This window comes from Haloechinothrix halophila YIM 93223 (assembly GCF_000504245.1).
GTDB lineage: Bacteria > Actinomycetota > Actinomycetes > Mycobacteriales > Pseudonocardiaceae > Haloechinothrix_A > Haloechinothrix_A halophila.
Genome location: NZ_KI632509.1, coordinates 5,239,854 through 5,259,462, shown reverse-complemented (window position 1 = coordinate 5,259,462; position 19,609 = coordinate 5,239,854). Strand labels below are relative to the sequence as shown.

Annotated in this window: 17 protein-coding genes; 10 read left to right on the top strand and 7 right to left on the bottom strand. The window is 68.2% G+C overall.

What is annotated here, in order from left to right; all coding sequences use genetic code 11:
- Window positions 1-22: 22 nt before the first annotated feature.
- Window positions 23-1,273, bottom strand: a complete 1,251-nt coding sequence (locus tag AMYHA_RS24110) for a helix-turn-helix domain-containing protein (RefSeq protein ID WP_157362373.1) — start codon at window positions 1,271-1,273, stop codon at window positions 23-25.
- The gene (locus tag AMYHA_RS24105) at window positions 1,273-2,544 is read right to left on the bottom strand and encodes a PucR family transcriptional regulator (RefSeq protein WP_231104881.1); all 1,272 of its coding nucleotides are present in this window, start codon (window positions 2,542-2,544) and stop codon (window positions 1,273-1,275) included. Before AMYHA_RS24105 ends, AMYHA_RS24110 begins: the two co-directional genes overlap by 1 nt.
- Before the next feature lie 302 nt (window positions 2,545-2,846).
- Between AMYHA_RS24105 and AMYHA_RS24100 the strand changes: the two genes are divergently transcribed.
- Together AMYHA_RS24100 and AMYHA_RS24095 are read left to right on the top strand one after the other, a co-directional pair.
- On the top strand, window positions 2,847-3,401 hold the full coding sequence (locus tag AMYHA_RS24100) for a hypothetical protein (protein WP_034274825.1): 555 nt from the start codon (window positions 2,847-2,849) through the stop codon (window positions 3,399-3,401).
- 6 nt (window positions 3,402-3,407) lie between these two features.
- Window positions 3,408-4,031: a hypothetical protein gene (locus tag AMYHA_RS24095; RefSeq protein WP_034274823.1), complete on the top strand. Its 624-nt coding sequence runs from the start codon at window positions 3,408-3,410 to the stop codon at window positions 4,029-4,031.
- A 124-nt stretch (window positions 4,032-4,155) separates the two neighbouring features.
- On the opposite strand, the gene AMYHA_RS24090 is transcribed toward AMYHA_RS24095, so the two are convergent.
- From AMYHA_RS24090 to AMYHA_RS24080, 3 genes are read right to left on the bottom strand one after another with little or no spacing between them, the layout of a single operon-like run.
- A complete protein-coding gene (locus AMYHA_RS24090; protein ID WP_051400504.1) occupies window positions 4,156-4,983 on the bottom strand; it encodes an ABC transporter permease in 828 nt (275 codons plus the stop codon).
- A gap of 47 nt (window positions 4,984-5,030) precedes the next feature.
- Window positions 5,031-5,960: a daunorubicin resistance protein DrrA family ABC transporter ATP-binding protein gene (locus AMYHA_RS24085; protein ID WP_034274821.1), complete on the bottom strand. Its 930-nt coding sequence runs from the start codon at window positions 5,958-5,960 to the stop codon at window positions 5,031-5,033.
- An 18-nt stretch (window positions 5,961-5,978) separates the two neighbouring features.
- Window positions 5,979-7,298, bottom strand: coding sequence for a helix-turn-helix domain-containing protein (locus AMYHA_RS24080; RefSeq protein WP_084037474.1), 1,320 nt, complete (start codon window positions 7,296-7,298; stop codon window positions 5,979-5,981).
- A gap of 501 nt (window positions 7,299-7,799) precedes the next feature.
- Between AMYHA_RS24080 and AMYHA_RS27280 the strand changes: the two genes are divergently transcribed.
- Both AMYHA_RS27280 and AMYHA_RS24070 read left to right on the top strand, forming a co-directional pair.
- The gene (locus AMYHA_RS27280) at window positions 7,800-9,020 is read left to right on the top strand and encodes a DUF6801 domain-containing protein (protein ID WP_157362371.1); all 1,221 of its coding nucleotides are present in this window, start codon (window positions 7,800-7,802) and stop codon (window positions 9,018-9,020) included.
- A gap of 399 nt (window positions 9,021-9,419) precedes the next feature.
- Entirely contained in the window at window positions 9,420-10,631 is a 1,212-nt protein-coding gene (locus AMYHA_RS24070) for a lipase family protein (protein WP_034274819.1), read from the top strand.
- A gap of 47 nt (window positions 10,632-10,678) precedes the next feature.
- Here the strand turns inward: AMYHA_RS24070 and AMYHA_RS24065 are convergent, their stop codons facing one another.
- A complete protein-coding gene (locus AMYHA_RS24065) occupies window positions 10,679-11,314 on the bottom strand; it encodes a TetR/AcrR family transcriptional regulator (RefSeq protein ID WP_034274817.1) in 636 nt (211 codons plus the stop codon).
- A 201-nt stretch (window positions 11,315-11,515) separates the two neighbouring features.
- Between AMYHA_RS24065 and AMYHA_RS24060 the strand changes: the two genes are divergently transcribed.
- From AMYHA_RS24060 to AMYHA_RS24045, 4 genes are all read left to right on the top strand, one after another.
- Complete coding sequence (locus AMYHA_RS24060; protein WP_196776962.1) at window positions 11,516-12,664, top strand: acyl-CoA dehydrogenase family protein; 1,149 nt, start codon at window positions 11,516-11,518, stop codon at window positions 12,662-12,664.
- Between the two features lie 9 nt (window positions 12,665-12,673).
- Complete coding sequence (locus AMYHA_RS24055; protein WP_034274813.1) at window positions 12,674-13,849, top strand: acyl-CoA dehydrogenase family protein; 1,176 nt, start codon at window positions 12,674-12,676, stop codon at window positions 13,847-13,849.
- 9 nt (window positions 13,850-13,858) lie between these two features.
- On the top strand, window positions 13,859-14,830 hold the full coding sequence (locus AMYHA_RS24050) for an alpha/beta fold hydrolase (RefSeq protein WP_034274810.1): 972 nt from the start codon (window positions 13,859-13,861) through the stop codon (window positions 14,828-14,830).
- Window positions 14,831-14,907: 77 nt separating this feature from the next.
- Window positions 14,908-15,882 carry an NADPH:quinone oxidoreductase family protein gene (locus AMYHA_RS24045; protein WP_034274807.1) on the top strand — a complete coding sequence of 325 codons (975 nt, stop codon included), beginning with the start codon at window positions 14,908-14,910 and terminating at the stop codon, window positions 15,880-15,882.
- Between the two features lie 48 nt (window positions 15,883-15,930).
- Here the strand turns inward: AMYHA_RS24045 and AMYHA_RS24040 are convergent, their stop codons facing one another.
- A complete protein-coding gene (locus AMYHA_RS24040; RefSeq protein ID WP_034274804.1) occupies window positions 15,931-17,142 on the bottom strand; it encodes a PucR family transcriptional regulator in 1,212 nt (403 codons plus the stop codon).
- An 86-nt stretch (window positions 17,143-17,228) separates the two neighbouring features.
- Between AMYHA_RS24040 and AMYHA_RS24035 the strand changes: the two genes are divergently transcribed.
- Both AMYHA_RS24035 and AMYHA_RS24030 read left to right on the top strand, forming a co-directional pair.
- Window positions 17,229-18,323 carry a ferredoxin reductase gene (locus tag AMYHA_RS24035; RefSeq protein ID WP_051400249.1) on the top strand — a complete coding sequence of 365 codons (1,095 nt, stop codon included), beginning with the start codon at window positions 17,229-17,231 and terminating at the stop codon, window positions 18,321-18,323.
- 11 nt (window positions 18,324-18,334) lie between these two features.
- The gene (locus tag AMYHA_RS24030) at window positions 18,335-19,531 is read left to right on the top strand and encodes a fatty acid desaturase family protein (RefSeq protein WP_084037473.1); all 1,197 of its coding nucleotides are present in this window, start codon (window positions 18,335-18,337) and stop codon (window positions 19,529-19,531) included.
- The last annotated feature ends 78 nt before the right edge of the window (window positions 19,532-19,609 follow it).

The window sequence follows — 19,609 nt, the reverse complement described above, 5'->3', positions numbered from 1 at the left end:
GTGCCACTACCCGACGCCAGGCTCAATCCGCTGACCAGAGCGTCCGTTCCGCGCGCAGTGCCAGTTCGATCGCGAAGCGCGTCTCCCGCTCGGCTAGCTGACGGCCGAAAAGCCCGTCGAGTTGCCGGAGCCGGTAGCGCACGGTCTGCGGGTGAATGCCAAGCACCTGCGCCATGCGCGCGACGTCGCGCCGCGTCTCCAGCGCCAGCAGCAGCGTGTCGCTGAGCTTGGTGCGCTGCCTGCGGCTGATCGCGTCGAGCGGAGCGAGCACCCGTCCGGCCAGCTCGGCGACCACCATCGGGTCGTCCAGCATCCACAACGTCGACAGCTGCTGGTCGAACCATGTGACCTCGACGTTGGGAAGGATGCCGCACTGTACGAGCCGCAGCGTGTGCCGTGCCCACCGCAGTGACTCTCGCGTCTCGCTGAGCGCGGCAGGCGGCCCGACTGCGGCGCGGCTGCCCGGCACAGCCGCCGTCAGTTCGTTCAGCACCACCAGGTCGTCCTCACCGACGAGCAGGAACGGCGACGCGGTGTCGAAATCCGCGAGCACGCGGTTGTCGAAGACATGCGTCGGGGGCATCGCGGCGTCTGGTCTCGGTTCGACCGCGACGGCGACGACCCGCCGGGGCACCTGCCAGCGCCCGGCTTGCGCGAGCCGGAGGATCGTCATAGCTGGGATTGGATGCGCAGCGTTGACCAGGGTGACGAGCAGTTCCTTGCGGTAGCGCTCGACGCTGTCCGCGTGGCGGGCGTGCGACTGGGTGTGACCCGCGAGCGACAACGCGCTCAGTTCGTCCATGTAGGCGAACACCGCCTCGCCGAGCTGGCACAACGTGGAGCTGGCGACGCCGGAGTCATGGGCCAGCCGCGCCACGCTGCGCCACGCTGCCCGGGTGCCGAGCCGGTACGCCGCCTGCAGCGGTTCGATGATCGGCCGTTCGGTGTGCAGGTCGCGGACGCCGAGTTCGTGGAAATACTTGGTGAATGCCCCGGTGTCGGTGCGCGGATCCTCGGTGCGGTCGACGAAGTGCCGGATCGCGCGCTCCGCGGCGTCGCTGACGGTAGCGGCGTGCCGTTCGGCGGCGAAGGCGGGTACGCCACGCCGCACCTCGGACGTCACGGTGGCGGTGATGTCGGTCAGCGCGGGCCGCAACAACGCCGCGATGTCGCGGGGGAGCGAGGGAACCGGACCGGTTCCGCGATGTGTCGAATGCGTTCTGGCGTCGTCGAGTGCGGCGGAAAACCGCGTTGTCGCGGCGGGTGTTTTCATCAGGTTGGACACTGTTCTGCCTCGGTTGGCTGCTGCCCGCGCAATGCTTGATCCGCGCGCAGCGAGATTTCGAGTTCGAGCCTGCGGTCGGGGTCGTCGAGGGTGTCACCAAAAATGCTGTCGACCTGCCGCATGCGATAACGGACGGTTTGCGGATGAATTCCCAGCCGTTGTGCGATATCGCTGACGCTGCCGCGCGTCTCCAGCCACGCGAGCGTGGTTTGCGCGGTGCGATGCCGTTGTTTGGACGTCAGCCTCTCCAGCGGTGCGAGTGTGCGGCTTCGTATTTCCGAGATCAAGAACTCGTCACCGAGCAGGCACAGCGTCGCGAGGTGATCCTCAGTCCAGGTCAGCGGGTTGTCGTCGATAACGCCGCGCAGGACGAGGTCGAGGCAGCGCCGCGCCAGGCGCAGCGACGTCGCGGTGTCGCCAATGGCCACGACCGGCCCCACGGCCGCACGCCTGCCGCCGAGCTGCGGTGCCAGGTGTGCCAGATGCTGCTGCGGCTGCGCGGTGATCAGGCACGGCGACGGACCGTCGAGGTCCATCAGGACATCGTCCGGTAGGTCGGGAACCGGCAGTTCCTGCAGGTCGTCGGCTGGTTGGAGGGCGACGGCGGCGACCTCGTCTCGCAGCTGCCAGCCCGCCTTGTCGGCGAGCGTCGCCAGCGACTCGCGCGCCGTGCGGGTCGGGTTGAGCAGCGCGTGCAACAGCCTGCGCTGCCTGCGGTCCTTGACACGCTCCGACTCCGACTGCGCCCGCGTGTAGCCCTCAATGGACAGCGCGGAGATCTCGTCGATGTAGACGAAGATGGCTTCGGCGAGCACGGTCAGCGTGCGCATCGGCAGCTGATGCCGTATGCCCCAGTCGGCGATGTGGCGCCACGCGACCTTGCCGCCGACCCGGTACGCGGTCTGCAGCGAGTCGAGGCTGCGGCCCTCGTGGAACTCGACCTTGCCAATCTTGCGGTACAAGTTCGCCCAGTCCCTGCTGGGGCTGCCGCCGACCCCGACCGAATCGAGCATCCGGCGCACCGCCTGCTCGACGCCGGACCGCATGATCGTGCCGAAATATCCTTCGAGCGGCCGCGCGTACGCGGGAACGGCCCGCTGGATCTCGGTGATCATGTCGGCGGTGAGCTGGCCGACCGTCGGCAGAAATTTCGCGACGTGCTCACGCGGCAGCGACTTGACGAGACGGGCCGCCTCGTCCTCGACTACCTGCAGTGTCGTGCCCGCCCACCGGGAGTCGTTATGGGTCGTCGAATTCATACGCTCAGGACACGGTTTTGTGCTTCGCATAGGATTCCCTGATCATTCCGTCTCCCCTTTTTTCCCAACCACGGCAACGTTATTGTTCCGCCAGATCCGATGTCAACGGAAGGTGATCACGGGTCGGCGTTTTTTTGTTGTCTTAGCAGCGATTAGCCGTCGGATTGGCTATGCGTGACAATCAGATAACGAACAATTGTCATGCGCTCACAATCGGGCTGTCGATCCGCTGGGGAAACTTGTTTGACCGAATCGCGCACGAGTAGCGTTTCGATGTCGTTGTAGAGCCAAAGGAATCAATCATGATGCGACGTTTGCGCCACGCCGTTGTGATTACTGTCGCGATAGGACTGCTGGGGTCCTGCTCGTCCGGCGATGAGCCGTCCCGCCACGAGCGCGCCATCGCATGGGCCGATCAGGTGTGCGGCAGCATCCGTGCTGGCGGCGAGGCGCTGTCCGCGCTGCCGGACATCGACCCGGCCAAGCCGGTCAAGAGCAAGCGGAACGTCCTCGGCTACCTGGACACGGTGTCCACCGCACTCGACGACATGGCGAGCGACCTGCACACCGCGGGGACGCCGCCGGTCAGGGGCGGCATGGCGACCTACGGCTCGGCTATGGAGACGATCGAGGACTTGAGCTCGGCCGTCGACGACGCGACGACGCGGCTGCGTGCCGCTGAGGTACGTGACAGGGAGAGCTTGCGGAAGGCGCTGACGGGGGTCGGCACGGTGTTCACCAAGGTGAGTACCGGCGCCGGTCCCGCGGGGGAGCTGAGCGCGAATCCGGCGTTGCGACAGGTGTTCGCGGACGCCGAGCGGTGCGAGGGCATCGACAGCGTTATCGCGGCGCGGTGACGCGGGATGCGACGCCCTGAGCCGGACGACACGCACATCCGCCGGGTCCTGCCGTCGCCACCTGGCGGGCGGCGACGTCGGGTCGTCCCGGTGGCGGACCTGCTTGCCAGGGAGGGACGTCCGCTCGCGGTTGATCACGACTTCCTGTTCACTGATGCGCTGGTGTCCGTGCGCAGGGGAATGGCGGGGCTGGCGGCCGGACTGCTGGTCGTCGTCGGCGGGGCGTCCGTTGTCGGGCACGTGCTTGGTGGCGACACCGACGACAGGGCGGGCTCCGATGACGGGCGTTCGGCCGCACGGGAGCGGACCGCGCGCCCTGCGGAGACATCGGCGATCGGCATCGACGTCGCGGACGTGGCATCCCATACGCGATCGGCGGCGAGGCGTTCGGCCCCGGTAGGCCGCGCGGCCCCGGACACCCCAGTGCCAAGGACGACGTCCGCTGCGCCGCAGCCTGCGCCCGCGCCACAGCCGACGCGCCAGGTTCCGCGCCGCACGTCGGAGCCCTCCGGTGGCGGTGACCGTTCTGACGACTATCGCGAGTGGTCCGGGGACTACGGCCGGCAGTGGTCCGGCAACTACGGCCGCGACTGGTCGGGCGACTACGGCACGGACTACTGGGGCGGCTGAACGCGAAACTTGGGCTCTGGGGCGCCGAACAGGGTGCGACTCGCGCCGAACAGGGTGCGACTCGCGCCGAACAAGGTGCGACTCGCGGTGATTAGGGTGCGACTCGCGCTTCGCCAGGTCGCTGTCAGCCCGCCCGGAACGCGCGGGTGGCTAGTGTGCCGCCGAGAACGGCGGTCACCCCCGCCAGAGCCAGTGCCGCGACCAGTGCGCCCCCGACCGGCATCCCCACCGCGAGCGCGCGGGTCGCGTCGATGGCGTACGTCAGCGGGTTCACGGTGGACAGCACGCGGATCCAGGTCGGCATCGCCTCAAGGGGCACGTAGGCGCTTGAGGAGAACATCAACGGGAACATCACCACGAACGATGCCGCCTGCATCAGCTCCGGTTTGCTCTGCCAGGTCGCGATCGCGATGAACAGCCACGACAATCCCCAGCCGATCGCGACGGCCACCGCGATCGCCCCAGCAAGCCCCGCGAGGCCGCCTGGCTCGAACCCGAGTACGTACACCCCCGCCGCCGACGCCACGACGAGCTGCACGATCAGCCGCACCGCGTCCGACACCGTGCGGGCGGCCAGCACCGCGACGAGGTTGATCGGCATGGTGCGCAGCCTGCCCACCCACCCGGTGTAGATCTCCGACAACAGCGCGGCACCGGAGCCCATCGCCGTCGTCATCGCGATCATCACCAGCGTCGCGGGCATCAGGTAGTTGATGTAGCCGTCGTACGCGACCACGCCCGGCATATCGCCGATGCCCGCGAACACCTGGCTGAACAGCAGCAGGATCACCACCGGCTGCAGCAGCCCGAAGAACACCAGCCGATAGTCGCTGAACGCGGTGCGCAGCGACCGCCCCGACAACACCCGCAGCTGCGTGAGGAAGCCCGCGCCGCCCCACGAGTCGTCGTCGGGAGCCAGCCGCAGTGAGCCTCGATCGACGGCGATGACCAGCGTCGGCGCATCGTCGTCCTGGTGCCGGGTGCGTAGGGCGTGCCTGCTCACGCGCCACCGCCCGCGTGCAACGCGAGGTAGACGTCGTCCAGCGACGGTTCGGTGATGGTCAGGTCGATGATCGCGATACCGGCGTGGTCGAGCGCGCGGACCAGCGCGGGGACGTCGGTGGCCGCCGCGAGCGCGACGCTGAGCGCGTGGTCATGGGAGCGCACCCGCATGCCCGCGCGTAGCAGTGCGTCCCTGGCGCGTTCGGCGTCGGTAGGACTGACGGTGACCGTCGCGGTGCGGCTGCCGATGCCCGCTTTCAGCTCGGCAGGGCTGCCCTGCGCCACGATCGAGCCCATGGCAAGCACCATGACCTCGTCTGCGAGGGTGTCGGCTTCCTCCAGATACTGCGTGGTCAGCACGACAGTGGTGCCCGCTGCGGCCAGGCCAGCGACCGAGCGCCACAGTTCAGTGCGGCTGACCGGATCGAGCCCGGTGGTCGGCTCGTCGAGGAACAACACCTTCGGCTTGCCGAGCAAACTCACCGCGAGATCGAGCCTGCGCCGCATCCCGCCCGAGTAGGTGGCCACCTTGCGGTTGGCGGCCTCGGTGAGCCCGAACGTCGCGAGCAGCTCGTCCGCCCGCGCCTTCGCCTGCCGCCGTTTCGCGCCGAGCAGCCGTGCGAACAGCAGCAGATTCCGCCTGCCGGTCATCGACTCGTCCACGGCGGCGAACTGGCTGGTCACGCCGATCTGCCTGCGGACGTGCTCGCCGAACCGGACCACGTCCCAGCCGCACACCGTCGCCGTGCCGGACGTCGGCCTGATACGGGTGGTGAGGATGTCGATCAGCGTTGTTTTACCCGCGCCGTTGTGCCCGAGCACCCCGAGTACGCTGCCCGGTCCCACCCGCAGCGATACGTCGTCGAGCGCGGTGACCTGGCCGTACCGCTTGCCGAGGCTGGTGACCTCGATCTGTGCTGCTCGCATGCCGGCGGCGTTGGCCGCCTAGCGGCGGGTGCCGTCGTGGATGAGGTGCGTCGCGCGCAGCGCGATCTCCAGCTTGAGACGTTCGTCCGAGTCGTTGAGCCGATCGCCGAGGATGTCGTTGACCTGGTTCATCCGGTATCGCACGGTCTGCGGGTGGACGCCGAGCCGCGCGGCGATCTCGTTGATGCCGCCTCGCGTGCCGAGCCAGGCCAGCAGCGTCTCGAACAGCCGGGTGCGCTGTTTCGTCGTCAACCCCTCGAATGGTTCGAGTGCGCGGGTGGTGAGCTGGGCGAGCAGGAACTCGTCCGCGCACAACGCCAGCGTCGTCAGGTGCTGCGAGCAGTCGATGACGTCATCGGCGGGCAACACCCCGCGTTGCGCGAGAGCGAGTGCACGGCGCGCCACCGCGAGCGAGCGGTGCGCGTCGGCGGGCGGCACCATCGGGCCAACGGCGGCCTTTCGGCCGTACAGTTCCAGCTCGAACCCGGCGAGCTGGCGCTGCGGATCGGACACGACCAGGCACGGCTCGGCACTCTCGAAGTCAACGAGGACGTCGTTGCCCAGCGTGGATGCGGGGAGTTGGTGCTGGTCTTCGCGGTACTCGAGCGCGACGACGGCGACGCGCTCCGGCAGCGTCCAGTCGGTAGCGTCCACCAGGTCGGCGAGCGACTGCGCCGACGTCGGCTCCGGCGAGAGGAGCAGCTTGAGGAGTTGCTGGCGGCGGCGCTCCATGGTGCCGTTGGCCCGTGACTGTGCCTCGGTGTATCCGGCGATGGCCACGCTTGAGAGCTCGTCGGAGTACTGGAACAGCGCGTCGGCGAACGTGAACAGCGTGTTCGTCGGCGTGCCGACCGCGACGCCCGCCGCTCGGATGTGGCGCCAGCCGACGCGCGTGCCGATGCGGACCGCGGTCTGCATCGCGTCCATCGAGCGGCCTTCCAGGAACTCCAGCCTGCCGACGTGCCGGAACCAATCCGCCCATGCTGACGTGTCGACGGTTGTCTTGCCGATGCCCTCGGCGACCTGCAGCACCGCCTTCTCGACGCTGGTGACGAGGACCTTGCCGAAGTTGCCCTCAAGCGGCTGGGCGTAGGCGGGCACGCCCTCACGGATCTCCTGGATGATCTCCTTGATCATGCGACCAGCCACCGGCCGCAGAATCGCCCTGATCTGCGACGCCGGAATGGACGACAGGATGTCCTGACTGGACGCGCTTTCCTTGGCCACCCCTGTTCGGACTCCGTTCGCGCTCGCGGCGGCCTGCCACTGTGCGTTGCGTGCGGCCGGGATCGTGGCAGCAGGTCGCACTACCGCCTGCTGGTTGAATCTGGTGGTCATGGCTGTCACCCCTGTGACAAGAGCGCCCTGCGGTCGGCGCCAGTGAGCACGAGCTTGCTCGGACGACGATAGGGACGGTGTGCCGGGTAATCAATTACTCGCCGCGGACACCTCGGCAAAGTGCGAAGATTGCCAAAAATTTGCGCCGATCTCACAGTCCGGTTCGGCGGGGGTCATGAGATGCCAACAAACCGACAGCGCGGTCGGTCACTGACCAGCTACTTGTTGTAGTGTAATGAGCACTCTGGGTTTCTGCACGTGCATAAGCCGTGTTGTTGTCTCGTGCGTATGAAGAGGCGCGGTTTCGCATTCTGCTGACAAGAGTGTGTACCCGTTACTCGGAGGCATTGTCCGGGATCATACGCGGGGCTAGGTTTCCCGCGAGTCGGGGTTTCTATGTGTCCGAACAGCGGTACCGGGACGCGGTGCCGCTCCATTCTGCATTGTCTGCGCGGAGACGACGTGAATACACACTTTCGTAGTCGATCGAAGAAATGGGCCGTGGGAATCACCGCGGCCTCGGCTGCCGGTTTGGTAGGTGCGACGCTGGCGGTCGGAACGGGTACCGGCGTCGCCGAGCCCGCCTCGCTGACGCTGAGCTACACCTGCCCGTTCCCGCTCATCGGGGAACAGTCGATGCAGGTCGAGATCAACGCCGACGTGCCCGGCTCCGCCGTCGTCGGTGAGCCGACGCCGGAGTTCGCCGTCGAGTCGGTGGCCACGGTGCCCGAGACGGCGACGGAGGGGTTGAGCCTCGTCGGAGCGAAGACGATCGAGGGCAGCGGGCTGGCGGATGCCACCGTTGCCGCGCCGGAGGCGACACTCGATGTCCAGGTGCCGGTCGACGTCGAGAAGACCGACGTTCCCGCGAGCGGTGCTTTCGACGTGAACGCGTCCGGCAGTGCGCCGTCGTTGACGTTCACCGAGGCCGGGTGGGCGACGATCACGGTCGGCGACCTGCTGCTGACGCTCACACCGAGGACGGCGGACGGCTCGGAGACCGGCCTCGGCACGTTCGACTCGCAATGCACGCTGGACGCGGGGCAGGACGCCACATTGGCCGACTTCGAGATCCTGCCGAGCGGCGGTGCGGCAGCAGGCGGTGCTGACGGCGGCGACGCCGATGGCGGCGACGCCGAGGGTGGCGACGCCGAGGGTGGCACGGCTGACGGTGGTGCGGCCGATGGCGGTGACGCTGACGGTGGTGCGGCCGATGGCGGTGACGCTGACGGCGGTGCGGCCGATGGCGGTGACGCTGATGGCGGTGCGGCTGACGGTGGCGACGCTGATGGCGGTGCGGCCGATGGCGGTGCGGCTGCTGGCGGCGAAGCCGACGGAGGAGCGGCAACCGGTGGTGAAGCCGCAGGCGGTGAGGCCGCAGGCGGGACGGAGACCGGTGGAGACACCGGGGGTGACGCGGATGGTGACGCGGATGGTGACGCGGATGGTGACGCGGATGGTGCCGCTGCGGGTGGCGAGGACACCGGAGGTGCGAGCGCGGGCGGATCGGCGTCCGGTGGCACCAGTGCGGGCGGCGTAGCCACCGGTGGCACCAGTGCGGGTGACACCGGCGGCACCAGCGTCGGTGGTGTTACCCCGGCCGCGAGTGACAGTCTGGCGCTTACCGGTGTCTCGGTGCTCGCTCCAGTCGGTGTCGGGCTCGGCCTGATCGCGACCGGCGCCCTGCTGGTGCTACTGCGCAGGCGTCGCGCGGACGTCTAACGCTCGCGGCCGGTGAGCGAGATCGGTGATCCGGTCGCGGTGACCGACGCACGTGTTGATCAGGTCCCCGCGTGGTGTTGTTCGGCGAACCGGAAAATCCGGACATACTCGCGCAACATCACGCGGGGACTTGATCAACGTCGGTGACTTCCGCCGTCGAGACGCCGTCTCCCACGCTCACAACGACGTGTTCCACGGAAAGCGCCCACGACCGATCCCCAACTTGCCGGGCCGCAGATTTCGCGGTGTCACCGTGTTTCCTCGTTATGCGCTATGGCGGCACATATATCCGGTCGTGACAAAGAATGGCATCACACGGAATTGACTCTCGCCGTGTCGTTGCCATTCTGCGAGAGTCGCAATCTGATGCGGTAATTCCATTATTTCGGAGGTTGAGCGGTGCCCATAACATTGCGACACCCAGCCCGCGCGGCTGCCGCTGTACTCGTGGCGCTGCTGTGCGCGAGTGCTGCCGTCGCGACTCCGGTGGCGGCGACCCCGGCGCGACCGCAGTACGCCGCGGCGCAGGACGACTTCTACCTGCCGCCGTCTCCGCTGCCCGACGGCAAGCCGGGCGACGTCATCCGGTCGCGGGCGTCCGAAGTCGGTTGGCCGAGTGCGCAGGCCGATGCGTGGCAGGTGATGTACCTGTCCACCGACGCGCTCGGAGAACGAACCGCCATGACCGGCACCGTGCTCGTCCCCGAGGGCGTCGACCCCGCCACCGCGCCGGTCGTCGCCTTCGGGCCCGGCACGCAGGGTCCTGCGTTCCGGTGCGCGCCGTCCACGATGATTAGTTCGGGCGCGTTCTACGAACAGTCCGGGCTCAACGACCTGTTGCGCGATGGCTACGCCGTCGCCGTACCGGACTACGAGGGTTACCGGCCCGAGCCTGCCACCACCTACGTCACCGGCAGGTCGATGGGTGCCGCCATGATCGACGTTGTGCGGGCCGCGCAACGGCTCACCGACGCCGGTTTGTCCGCTGACGCGAAGGTTGCCTTCCGCGGCTACTCGCAGGGCGGCGGGGCCGCGGCCTGGGCGGGGGAGCTGCAGCCGGACTACGCGCCGGGGCTGAACCTGGTCGGCATCGCGGCGGGCGGTATCCCCGCCGATCCGGTGCAGCTCGCGCTGCATCTCGACGGCAAGCAGGGCTTCGGCGTGATGGCGTACGCGCTGATCGGGTTCGACAACGCCTACCCCGAGCTGAAGCTTGAGTCGTACCTCAACGACGCGGGCAAGCAGGCGTTCGCGGAAATGGCGACCGTCTGCACGTTGCGGCTGCTCATCGACTACGCGGGAAAGAGCATCCAGGACTACACCCACACCAGCCCGTTGCTGCAGCCGGAATGGGTCGCCCGCTACGAGGACAACACCCTCGGCACGAACCCACCTGCCGTGCCGATGCTGCAGTATCACGCCACGCGGGACGAACTCGTCCAGTTCGGACAGGCGAAGGCGCTGCGTGACGACTACTGCGCCGCGGGCGTGCCGCTGACGTGGCAGACGCTGGACATGGGCCACATCGACGCCGTCTACCACGGCAACGCCGACGTCCTTGCCTTCCTTGACGCCAGAATGGCGGGCGAGCCAGCACAGAGCACGTGCTGACCTGAAGTGAATGACGCTTTCCCCGCTTAGTGCGGCGAAAGCGTCATTCAGCGCGCCTCGCGCAGCTCGGTGAACCGGCGTTCCAGGCCGTCGAGGAAGGACAGCAGCGCGAGCTCGAACGCCTCGTCGTCGATCTCATCGGCGTGCGCGCGGAGTTTGTGCGCCTGACCGAGGTGGGGGTAGCGGTCGACGTAGACCTGGACGTCGTCGTCGAAGCCCCTGCCGAACGACGTCATCGCCGCGCCGACAACCAGGTACTTCGTCGACGCACCGATCAGTGTGGCCTGCCGGGGTGGCCAGCCCGACGCGACCAGCCCGCCATGCACGGCGTTAGCGCGTTGCAGCGCGGTCTCGCGCCTGCCGGGACCGGTCGCGAGGAACGGCACCATGTTCGGATGTGCGCGCAGCGCGGCGCGGTAGGAGCGCGCCCAGGTCGCGATGCCCTCCCGCCAGTCGCCGTCGCGGAACCCGGTGACGTCGACCTGCGACATGATCTGGTTGCCGATCTCGTGCAGCAGTTCGTCCTTGTTCCTGACGTGGTTGTACAGCGAGGCGACCTGCACGCCGAGCACGGTGGCGAGCCTGCGCATCGAGAGCCCGTCGAGGCCGTCGGTGTCCACGATGTCGAGCGCGGCTGACGCCATGCGAGCCAGGCTCAGCAGCGGTGTCTTTGGCCGTCCCATCCGTCCTCCGAAGGTCGGTGCCCATCGTATGCATCGTGTCCCGCGTTCCGGACGCTGTGTCCCGCGTTCCCGACGTCGTGTGTCGCACTCGCGCCGCCGTGTCCTACGTCGAGGGCGTCGTGTCCGTCACCCAGCCCTCGCTTGTCGTGGGCCGCGACCCGTGCCACTATGTTAGCGAACAGTGTTCGTTTGGAGGTAGTCGTGGATCTGTCCCTCACCGACGAGCAACGTGCGGTCCAGCAGCTCGCGCGCGATTTCGTCGACCGCGAGGTCGTGCCCAACGTCGCCGAGTGGGACCGCGCCGAGCAGGTCGACATCGGCATCGTCAAGCAGCTCGCTGAACTGGGGTTTCTCGGCTTAACCGTGCCCGAGGAGTACGGCGGATCCGGCGGCGACCACCTCAGCTACTGTCTGATCATGGAGGAGTTCGGCCGGGGTGACACCGCCATCCGGGGCATCGTGTCGGTGTCACTCGGTCTGGTGACGAAGCAGATCGTGAAGTACGGCACCGAGGAGCAAAAGCGACACTGGGTACCCAGGCTCTGCTCCGGCGAGTCGCTCGCCTGCTTCGGGCTCACCGAGCCCGGTACCGGCTCCGACGCGGGCAACCTCACCACCCGCGCCGAACAGGATGGTGACGACTGGATCATCACCGGTCAGAAGATGTTCATCACCAACGGCACCTGGGCCGACGTCGCGCTGATCTTCGCGCGCACCGATGGCCCCGGCCCGAAGGGTGTCACGGCGTTCCTGGCTCCCACCGACGCCGAGGGCTTCAGCCGTACTGAGATCAAGGGCAAACTCGGCCTGCGCGGTCAGGCCACCGCCGAGCTCACCCTCGACGGCGTGCGGGTGCCGGATTCGGCACGGCTTGGCGAGCGCGGCCAGGGCTTCAGCATCGCCATGTTCGCGCTGGACAAGGGCCGCATGGCGGTCGCGGCAGGGTGCGTTGGGCTGGCCCGCGCTGCGCTGGAGGCCAGCGTCAAGTACGCCAAGGAGCGCGAGCAGTTCGGCAAGCCGATCGCGAGTTTCCAACTGGTGCAGGAGATGCTCGCCGACATGGCGGTCGAGACCGACGCCGCACGACTACTGGTCTGGCGGGTCGCCGACTACATCGAGCGCGGCTTAACGTTCAAGACCGAGGCGTCGATGGCCAAGCTCTACGCCAGCGAGGCCGCCGTGAAGGCGTCCAACCTCGCCATCCAGGTGTTCGGTGGGTACGGCTACATCGACGAGTACCCGGTCAGCAAGTTCCTGCGCGACGCCCGCGTGCTCACCCTCTACGAGGGCACCACCCAGATCCAGAAACTGCTCATCGGCCGCTCGCTGACCGGCATCAACGCCTTCTAGGGGACCACAATGGACTTCTCACTGACCACAGAGGAACGCGAGATCCGCGACTGGGTGCGCACCTTCATCCGCCGCGAGGTCATGCCGCTTGAGCAGGAAGTGCTGCGCAGGGAACGCGCCGGGCAGCCGGGGCTCACGGCGGACGAGCGCGACGAACTCCAGCTCAAGGCCAAAGCGGCGGGCTTCTGGGGCCTGCAGACCCCGGAGTCCCATGGCGGGATGGGGCTGTCCGCCGTCATGACGGCGCTGCTCATGGTGGAGATCGGCAAGACGTTCGTGCCGTTCCAGTTCGGCGGCGACGCGGACAACATCCTCTACCACGCCAACGAGGAACAGCAGCAGTGCTACCTGCTGCCGACCATCGCGGGCGAGCGGAAGTCGTGCTTCGCGATCACCGAGCCGGGCGCGGGATCGGACGCCAAGGCGATCCGCACCAGCGCCCGCAAGGACGGCACCGACTGGATCATCAACGGCGAGAAGACGTTCATCACCGGCGGCAACGAGGCTGACTTCGCGATGGTCTTCGCCGTCACCGACCCCGAGCGCGGCGCGAACGGCGGCGTGACCTGCTTCCTTGTCGACCGCGACATGGGCTGGAAGTCCGAGCCGATCGACACCATGGGTGAATGGGCGCCCGCCGCGCTGATCTTCGACAACGTCCGGGTGCCGGACTCGCAGATCCTCGGCGAGGTCGGCAACGGTTTCCAGCTCGCGATGCAGTGGATCGGCCGAGGCAGGTACCTGATCCCCGCCCGCGCGCTCGGCTCGTGCGAGCGGCTGCTTGAGATGGGCATCGACTACGCCAACACCCGCGAGACGTTCGGCAAACCGATCGCCGACCGGCAGGCGATCCAGTGGATGATCGCGGACTCGTCGGTGGAGATCGAGGCGCTGCGGTGGCTGGTGCTGCACGCGGCGTGGCTGGTCGACACCGACGGCGGGGTCGCATCGCGGCACGCGCAGTCGATCGCGAAGCTCTACGGCGCCACCAAGGCGAACGAGATCGTCGATCGCGTGTTGCAGATCCATGGTGGCATGGGCTACACCCGCGAGCTGCCGATCGAGCGTTGGTACCGCGAGTTGCGACTGGCCCGCATCTACGAGGGCACCGACGAGATCCAGCGCCGCACCATCGCGAACAACCTGCTGCGCGGCAAGGTCAAGCCGACCGGATCGCTCGGTTGAGGGGTCCGCATGACGAATGCGCACTTCACGACGTCGGACGGCGTGACGCTGGCGGTGACCGAGCGCGGCAGGGCTGACGCCGACGCCTGCGCGGTGCTGCTGCATGGCTGGACCGAGGCCGGTTCGGTGTGGGACGACGTCACCGCGCGGCTGGGGGACACGATGCGCGTGCTGGCGCTTGACCTGCGCGGACACGGCGACTCCGATCCCGCCCCGCGCGGCTCGGCCACGCTCGATCGACTCGCGGACGACGTCGTTGAGCTGATCGCCGCGCGGGTGCCGGAGAGCCGGATCGTGCTCGCGGGGCACTCCATGGGCGGAATGACGATGATGGCGCTGGCCGAGCGGTATCCGGACGTCGTCGAGCAACGGGTATCGGGGGCGGTGTTCGTGGCGACGTCGTCGGGGCAGATGCAGGACGTGATGTCGCGGATGCCCGCCCCGATCGCGGCGGCCGACCGGTGGCGGCGACGTCTCGCTCGTCGGAAATCGGGCGGGCGCACTGGGTCGGCGTCTGCCGGGACGAAGCCACCCGTCGCTACGAACTCCGCGACCACCGGCCCAGCGCCGAACCGCTCGCGATCCGCCGGGCGCGGCGCGCTGCCGGTGCCGAGCAAGCGGCTCTCGCGCGTCATCCTGCGCGCGGCCGTCTTCGGTGAGAGTCCGGACGCCGCGCACGTTCGCGCCGCCGTCGACCAGTGCGCGCGGGCGCACCGCGGCAGCGCGGCAGGGTTCAACCGGTCGATCATGACGCACGACAGGGCAGCGGCACTGGCCGCCTTCGCGGGCGTTCCGACCGCCGTGCTCGTCGGGGACAGGGATCGCCTCACGCCGTTGTCGCACGCCCACGCCATCGCGAACCAGTTGCCGAACGCGGAGTTCGTGCTGTTCGCAGGCGCGGGGCACATGCTGCCGTACGAGCGCCCGGACGGGGTCGCTACCGCGATCCGCACCGTTGCGGCTCAGGCAGCGGCACCGTAGTCACAGCGACACCGCACGCACGGGAAAGCGCGGCTACGGTGGCGGAGAACAACGGAGATCACTCGGGAAGGATGCTCATGCGCGCAGTGCGAATCACCTCGCTGGACGGGCCACGCGCCGTCGAGATCGCCGACGTCCCGGCGCCGACACCGGAGGACGACAAGGTCCTGATCGACGTCCACGCCGCTGGCGTCACCTTCCCCGACGTGCTGCAAACCAGAGGTCTGTATCAGATCAAGCCGCCGGTGCCGTTCACCCCGGGCTCTGAGGTCGGAGGTGTCGTGCGCGCCGCGCCGGAGGCGAGCGGCTTCACGCCGGGACAGCGCGTCGCGGCGTTCGTTGGCTTCGGTGGCTTTTGCGAGACTGTCGCCGCCGACCCGGCCGCCGTGTTTCCACTACCGGATCGGATGAGGTTCGTCCACGGTGCCGCCCTGCCGATGAATGTGCTCACCGCGCACTTCGCGCTGCGGCGGCGGGCCGCGCTGAGCGAGGGCGAGACGGTGCTGGTGCACGGTGCCGCGGGCGGTGTCGGCAGCGCGTCGATCCAGCTCGCGAAGGCCCTCGGTGCGCGGGTGATCGGTGTGGTCTCCACCGAAGCCAAGGCCGACCTCGCGCGGGCGGCGGGCGCGGACGACGTGGTGTTCGCTGACGGTTTCAAGGACGCGGTCGCCGAACTGACCGGCGGGCGCGGCGTCGACGTCGTGGTCGATCCGGTCGGCGGGGACCGGTTCACCGATTCGCTGCGCAGCCTCGCGCGGGAGGGGCGGATGCTCGTCATCGGCTTCACCGGCGGCGAGATCCCCACGGTGAAGGTCAACCGGCTGCTGCTGAACAACATCTCGGTCGTCGGCGTGGCCTGGGGCGAGTTCTTCCTGCACCGCATGGCGTACTTGCGCGAGCAGTGGGACGACCTGCTGCCGCTGCTCGAGGCCGGCAAGCTCGACCCGCACATCGGCGCGCGGTATCCGCTGGACAAGGCGGCCGACGCACTGGCGAGCATGGACGAGCGTACCGCCGTCGGCAAGATCGTCCTCGACGTCGTCAGCGAGTGAGTGCCGCTTAAGCACATCACGCCGCGTTCGCCTGACGCCAGCGCGCGTCTACCGCCGCAACGCCAGCGCCACTGTCAGCTCAAGCACCTGCCTCGGGTCCGACAGTGCCTCGCCGTAGTGCTCGCGTAGCTGGCCCATCCGGTAGCGCACGGTCTGGGGATGCACGAACAAGTCCTCCGCGACGGCGTCCCTGCGACCCTGGTGCAGTAGCCACGACCGCAACGTGTCGGTGAGCCGCGCTACCGTTGTCGGCGGGAGTTCACGCAGCGGTGCGAGTGCCCGTTCCCGCAGGTCGTCGTAGGCGTCGCTGTCCGCGTTGAGAACCAGCTCGACGAGGCAACGTTCGGTGTCGATCGGCTCTCCGGTGGCCGGTACGACCTCGACGGCTCGCACCGCACGGGCGAAGGATGCCTTGACGTCTCGCCACGGCCGGGCGGGGCCAACGACCGCGTGCATGCCCCGGAGGAGTTGCAGCAGGTGCGCCCTGGTCGTGTCCTGGTCGGCGGGCACGAGCAGCACGGTCATGGACTCGGTCGTCGGCGCGCTGGGCAGGTTTTCGGCGAGCAGCAGCGTCGCGGGGTCGAGCGGCTGCCGCACCGCGTGGGCCCGTGCTTCGGCCACCAGGACGGCGACCAGCATGGTCGGCGGGGTCCAGTCCGCCCGCTCGGCGTCGGCGAGCAGAACGTCGTCGGTTGCGCCGTCGAGCAGGCTCCTGCCGAGCCGTTCTAGCTGGCGCTGCCGTGCCCTGTCCTGCATGGCCAGCGCGTCGGCGTGGCCTGCCGCGCTGGTCGCGGACAGTTCGTCGATGAAGGCGAAGACCAGCTCGGCGAACTTGGCCATGGTGTCGGCGTGCAGTCCCAAGTCGACAGCGACCGCTGACCAGCCGCGCCAGGCGACCCGTGCCCCGACGCGGTAGGCGGCGAGCAGTGCCTCCATGCTCCTGCCGTTGGCGGCTTCACCCCTGCCGAGTGCGAAGGCCGCGTCGGCGCCCGCACCGAGGTCTGCCACCTGTGATGCCGTGCCGCCCGCCAGTTCGAGGAAGTTGTCAAGGGTGGTTTGCACGGCGTGCCGGATGTTGGCGCCTCTGCGGCCGGTGAGCGCGCCAGCGTAGCTGGGAACCTCGGCCATGATGGCCGCGACGACGTCGTCCGCGACGGCGGGTAGTCGTTCACGCAGGGCGGTGATGGTGGTGGCGTCGATGTCCAGGTCAGCGGCGTCCTGGATGGCGCGGCTGGCGACGGACTCATTCCGGTCTCGCATGGACTGTTCCTCGCGAACAATATTGTGTTACGGATTCACATCGACAGGTCAGGACTTTACGCACAATAAAAGAACATGCTAGATCCATGGCGGTATTGACAGGTCCTACGCGCGGCGCGTTCGCGTCCTTGCGCGCGAGGGCGGCGAGAATCGCGGAATTCGTCACGACCCCGGTGTTGCCGTCGGACTACCTGGACATGATCAGCCCGCTGCGAGCGTCGGCCGATCTGCGGGGCAGGATCGAGGAGATCCACCCCGAGACCTCCGATGCCGTGACGCTGGTCATCCGGCCAGGCGGGGGCTGGCGCGGCCACGTTCCTGGGCAGTACGTGCGGATCGGCGTCGACGTCGACGGCGTGCGGCAGTGGCGGGCGTACTCGCTCACGTCGCGGGCCGACAGCACCGACGGCAGGATTTCGGTCACGGTCAAGGCCATGCCCGACGGCGTGGTCAGCAACTACCTGGTTCGCCGTGCTCGTCCTGACACGCTGATCCAGCTCGACCAGGCGAAGGGCGACTTCACCCTGCCCTCCCCTCGGCCGGGCAAGGCGTTGTTCCTGACGGCTGGCAGCGGCATCACCCCGGTCATGGGCATGCTGCGCAACGCCGTCACCGAGCTGGACGACGTCGTCGTGGTGCATTCCGCGCCGCGGTCGAGCGACGTGATCTTCGGGGGTGAGCTGCGGCAGCTGGCCGCGACCCGCCAGATCCGCCTGGTCGAACGGCACACCGACGTCGAGGGCATGCTCGATCTCGCCGAGCTGGACGGCATCGTCGCGGACTGGGCTGAGCGCGAGACCTGGGCGTGTGGGCCTACCGGCCTGCTCGACGCGGCGGAACAGCGCTGGTCGGATGCTGGCGTCGTCGACCAGCTGCACACCGAGCGGTTCCGCCCGAGCGTCATTGTCACCGGCGAGGGCGGCCAGGTGACCTTCAGCAAGACCGACACCACCGTCGACGCCGACGGTGCCACTCCGCTGCTCGACACTGGCGAGCGCGCGGGGGTACTGATGCCGTCCGGCTGCCGGATGGGGATCTGCTTCGGCTGCGTCGCGCCGCTGCGCGACGGCGCGGTGCGCGACCTGCGCAACGGCGAGATCACCATGGCGGCGCCCGGCGACGGCGTCCTCATCCAGACCTGCGTGTCCGCCGCGGCGGGCACCTGCGACATCGAACTCTAGGAGATACACAGATGACCGCTGTAATCAGCGAGCGCCCCGATGTTCGTCCCGTGGCCGATCCCGCCGATCCCACGGCGCACCTGAGCGACGCCGACATCGAGAACATCGGTAAGGAGCTCGACGCGCTGCGCGAGCAGGTTATCGCCAGCAGGGGAGAGCGTGACGCGGCCTATATCCGCCGCGTCATCGAGGCCCAGCGCAAGCTCGAACTCGGCAGCCGTGCGGTGCTGCTGTTCTCACTGTTCCCGCCCGCCTGGCTGGCGGGCACGGCTGGGCTGTCGATCGCCAAGATTCTGGAAAACATGGAGATCGGGCACAACATCATGCACGGCCAGTGGGACTGGATGCGTGATCCGAAGATCCACTCGACCACCTGGGAGTGGGACAACGTCTCGCCGTCGGATCAGTGGAAGCACTCGCACAACCAGATCCACCACACCTACACGAACGTGATCGGCAAGGACAACGATCTCGGCTACGGCATCATGCGGGTCTCGTCCGACCAGAAGTGGTACCCGTTCTACCTGGGCCAGCCGTTGTGGAACTTCGTCAACGCCTGCTTCTTCGAGTTTGGCATCGCGGCCTATGACCTTGAGCTGGGCAAGAACCTGCAAGCAGGGCGGCGCGACGACCCCGACTTCCGCAGGCGAGCCAAGCAGGTGCTGCGCAAGATCCGGCGGCAGGCCACCAAGGACTACGTGGTGCACCCGCTGCTGTCCGGGCCGTCCGCGCTGCACACCCTCACGGCCAACTTCACCGCGAACCTCGTCCGGAACCTGTGGACCCACTCGGTGATCATGTGCGGTCACTTCCCTTACGGTGTGGACACTTTCGAGCGGTCGTCCATCGTCGGGGAGACGCGTGGCCAGTGGTATCTGCGGCAGATGCTCGGCTCGGCCAACATCTCCGGCAGTCCGTTCATGCACCTGATGACCGGCAACCTCTCGCACCAGATCGAGCACCACCTGTTCCCCGACCTGCCGAGCAACCGGTATGGGGAGATCGCCCCGAAGGTGCGTGACCTGTTCGAGCGGTACCAGCTCAACTACGTCACGGGACCGTTGCCGAAGCAGGTCGCGTCGGCGTGGCGGAAGATCTTCCTGCTGTCGCTGCCGAACAACGCCGTCGAACAGGTCGAGCGCGCGATCGACGGCTTCCCTCCCGCGAAGCTGCTGCGAGGGCTATTCAACCGCGTCCGCCCAGCGTAGCGCGCGGCGTTCGAACGGCGTCGGCGCCGACGCTGGCCCTCCTACCTGCCCCCTCGCGATCTTGAGGCGTTGTGGTCG

What these genes read in the sequence shown, in the direction of transcription:
- AMYHA_RS24110 (WP_157362373.1), bottom strand. Translation starts at nt 1,273, where the DNA reads ATGAAAACACCCGCCGCGACAACGCGGTTTTCCGCCGCACTCGACGAC.
- AMYHA_RS24105 (WP_231104881.1), bottom strand. Translation starts at nt 2,544, where the DNA reads ATGAATTCGACGACCCATAACGACTCCCGGTGGGCGGGCACGACACTG.
- AMYHA_RS24100 (WP_034274825.1), top strand. Translation starts at nt 2,847, where the DNA reads ATGATGCGACGTTTGCGCCACGCCGTTGTGATTACTGTCGCGATAGGA.
- AMYHA_RS24095 (WP_034274823.1), top strand. Translation starts at nt 3,408, where the DNA reads ATGCGACGCCCTGAGCCGGACGACACGCACATCCGCCGGGTCCTGCCG.
- AMYHA_RS24085 (WP_034274821.1), bottom strand. Translation starts at nt 5,960, where the DNA reads ATGCGAGCAGCACAGATCGAGGTCACCAGCCTCGGCAAGCGGTACGGC.
- AMYHA_RS24080 (WP_084037474.1), bottom strand. Translation starts at nt 7,298, where the DNA reads ATGACCACCAGATTCAACCAGCAGGCGGTAGTGCGACCTGCTGCCACG.
- AMYHA_RS24065 (WP_034274817.1), bottom strand. Translation starts at nt 11,314, where the DNA reads ATGGGACGGCCAAAGACACCGCTGCTGAGCCTGGCTCGCATGGCGTCA.
- AMYHA_RS24055 (WP_034274813.1), top strand. Translation starts at nt 12,674, where the DNA reads ATGGACTTCTCACTGACCACAGAGGAACGCGAGATCCGCGACTGGGTG.
- AMYHA_RS24050 (WP_034274810.1), top strand. Translation starts at nt 13,859, where the DNA reads ATGACGAATGCGCACTTCACGACGTCGGACGGCGTGACGCTGGCGGTG.
- AMYHA_RS24045 (WP_034274807.1), top strand. Translation starts at nt 14,908, where the DNA reads ATGCGCGCAGTGCGAATCACCTCGCTGGACGGGCCACGCGCCGTCGAG.
- AMYHA_RS24040 (WP_034274804.1), bottom strand. Translation starts at nt 17,142, where the DNA reads ATGCGAGACCGGAATGAGTCCGTCGCCAGCCGCGCCATCCAGGACGCC.
- AMYHA_RS24035 (WP_051400249.1), top strand. Translation starts at nt 17,229, where the DNA reads ATGGCGGTATTGACAGGTCCTACGCGCGGCGCGTTCGCGTCCTTGCGC.
- AMYHA_RS24030 (WP_084037473.1), top strand. Translation starts at nt 18,335, where the DNA reads ATGACCGCTGTAATCAGCGAGCGCCCCGATGTTCGTCCCGTGGCCGAT.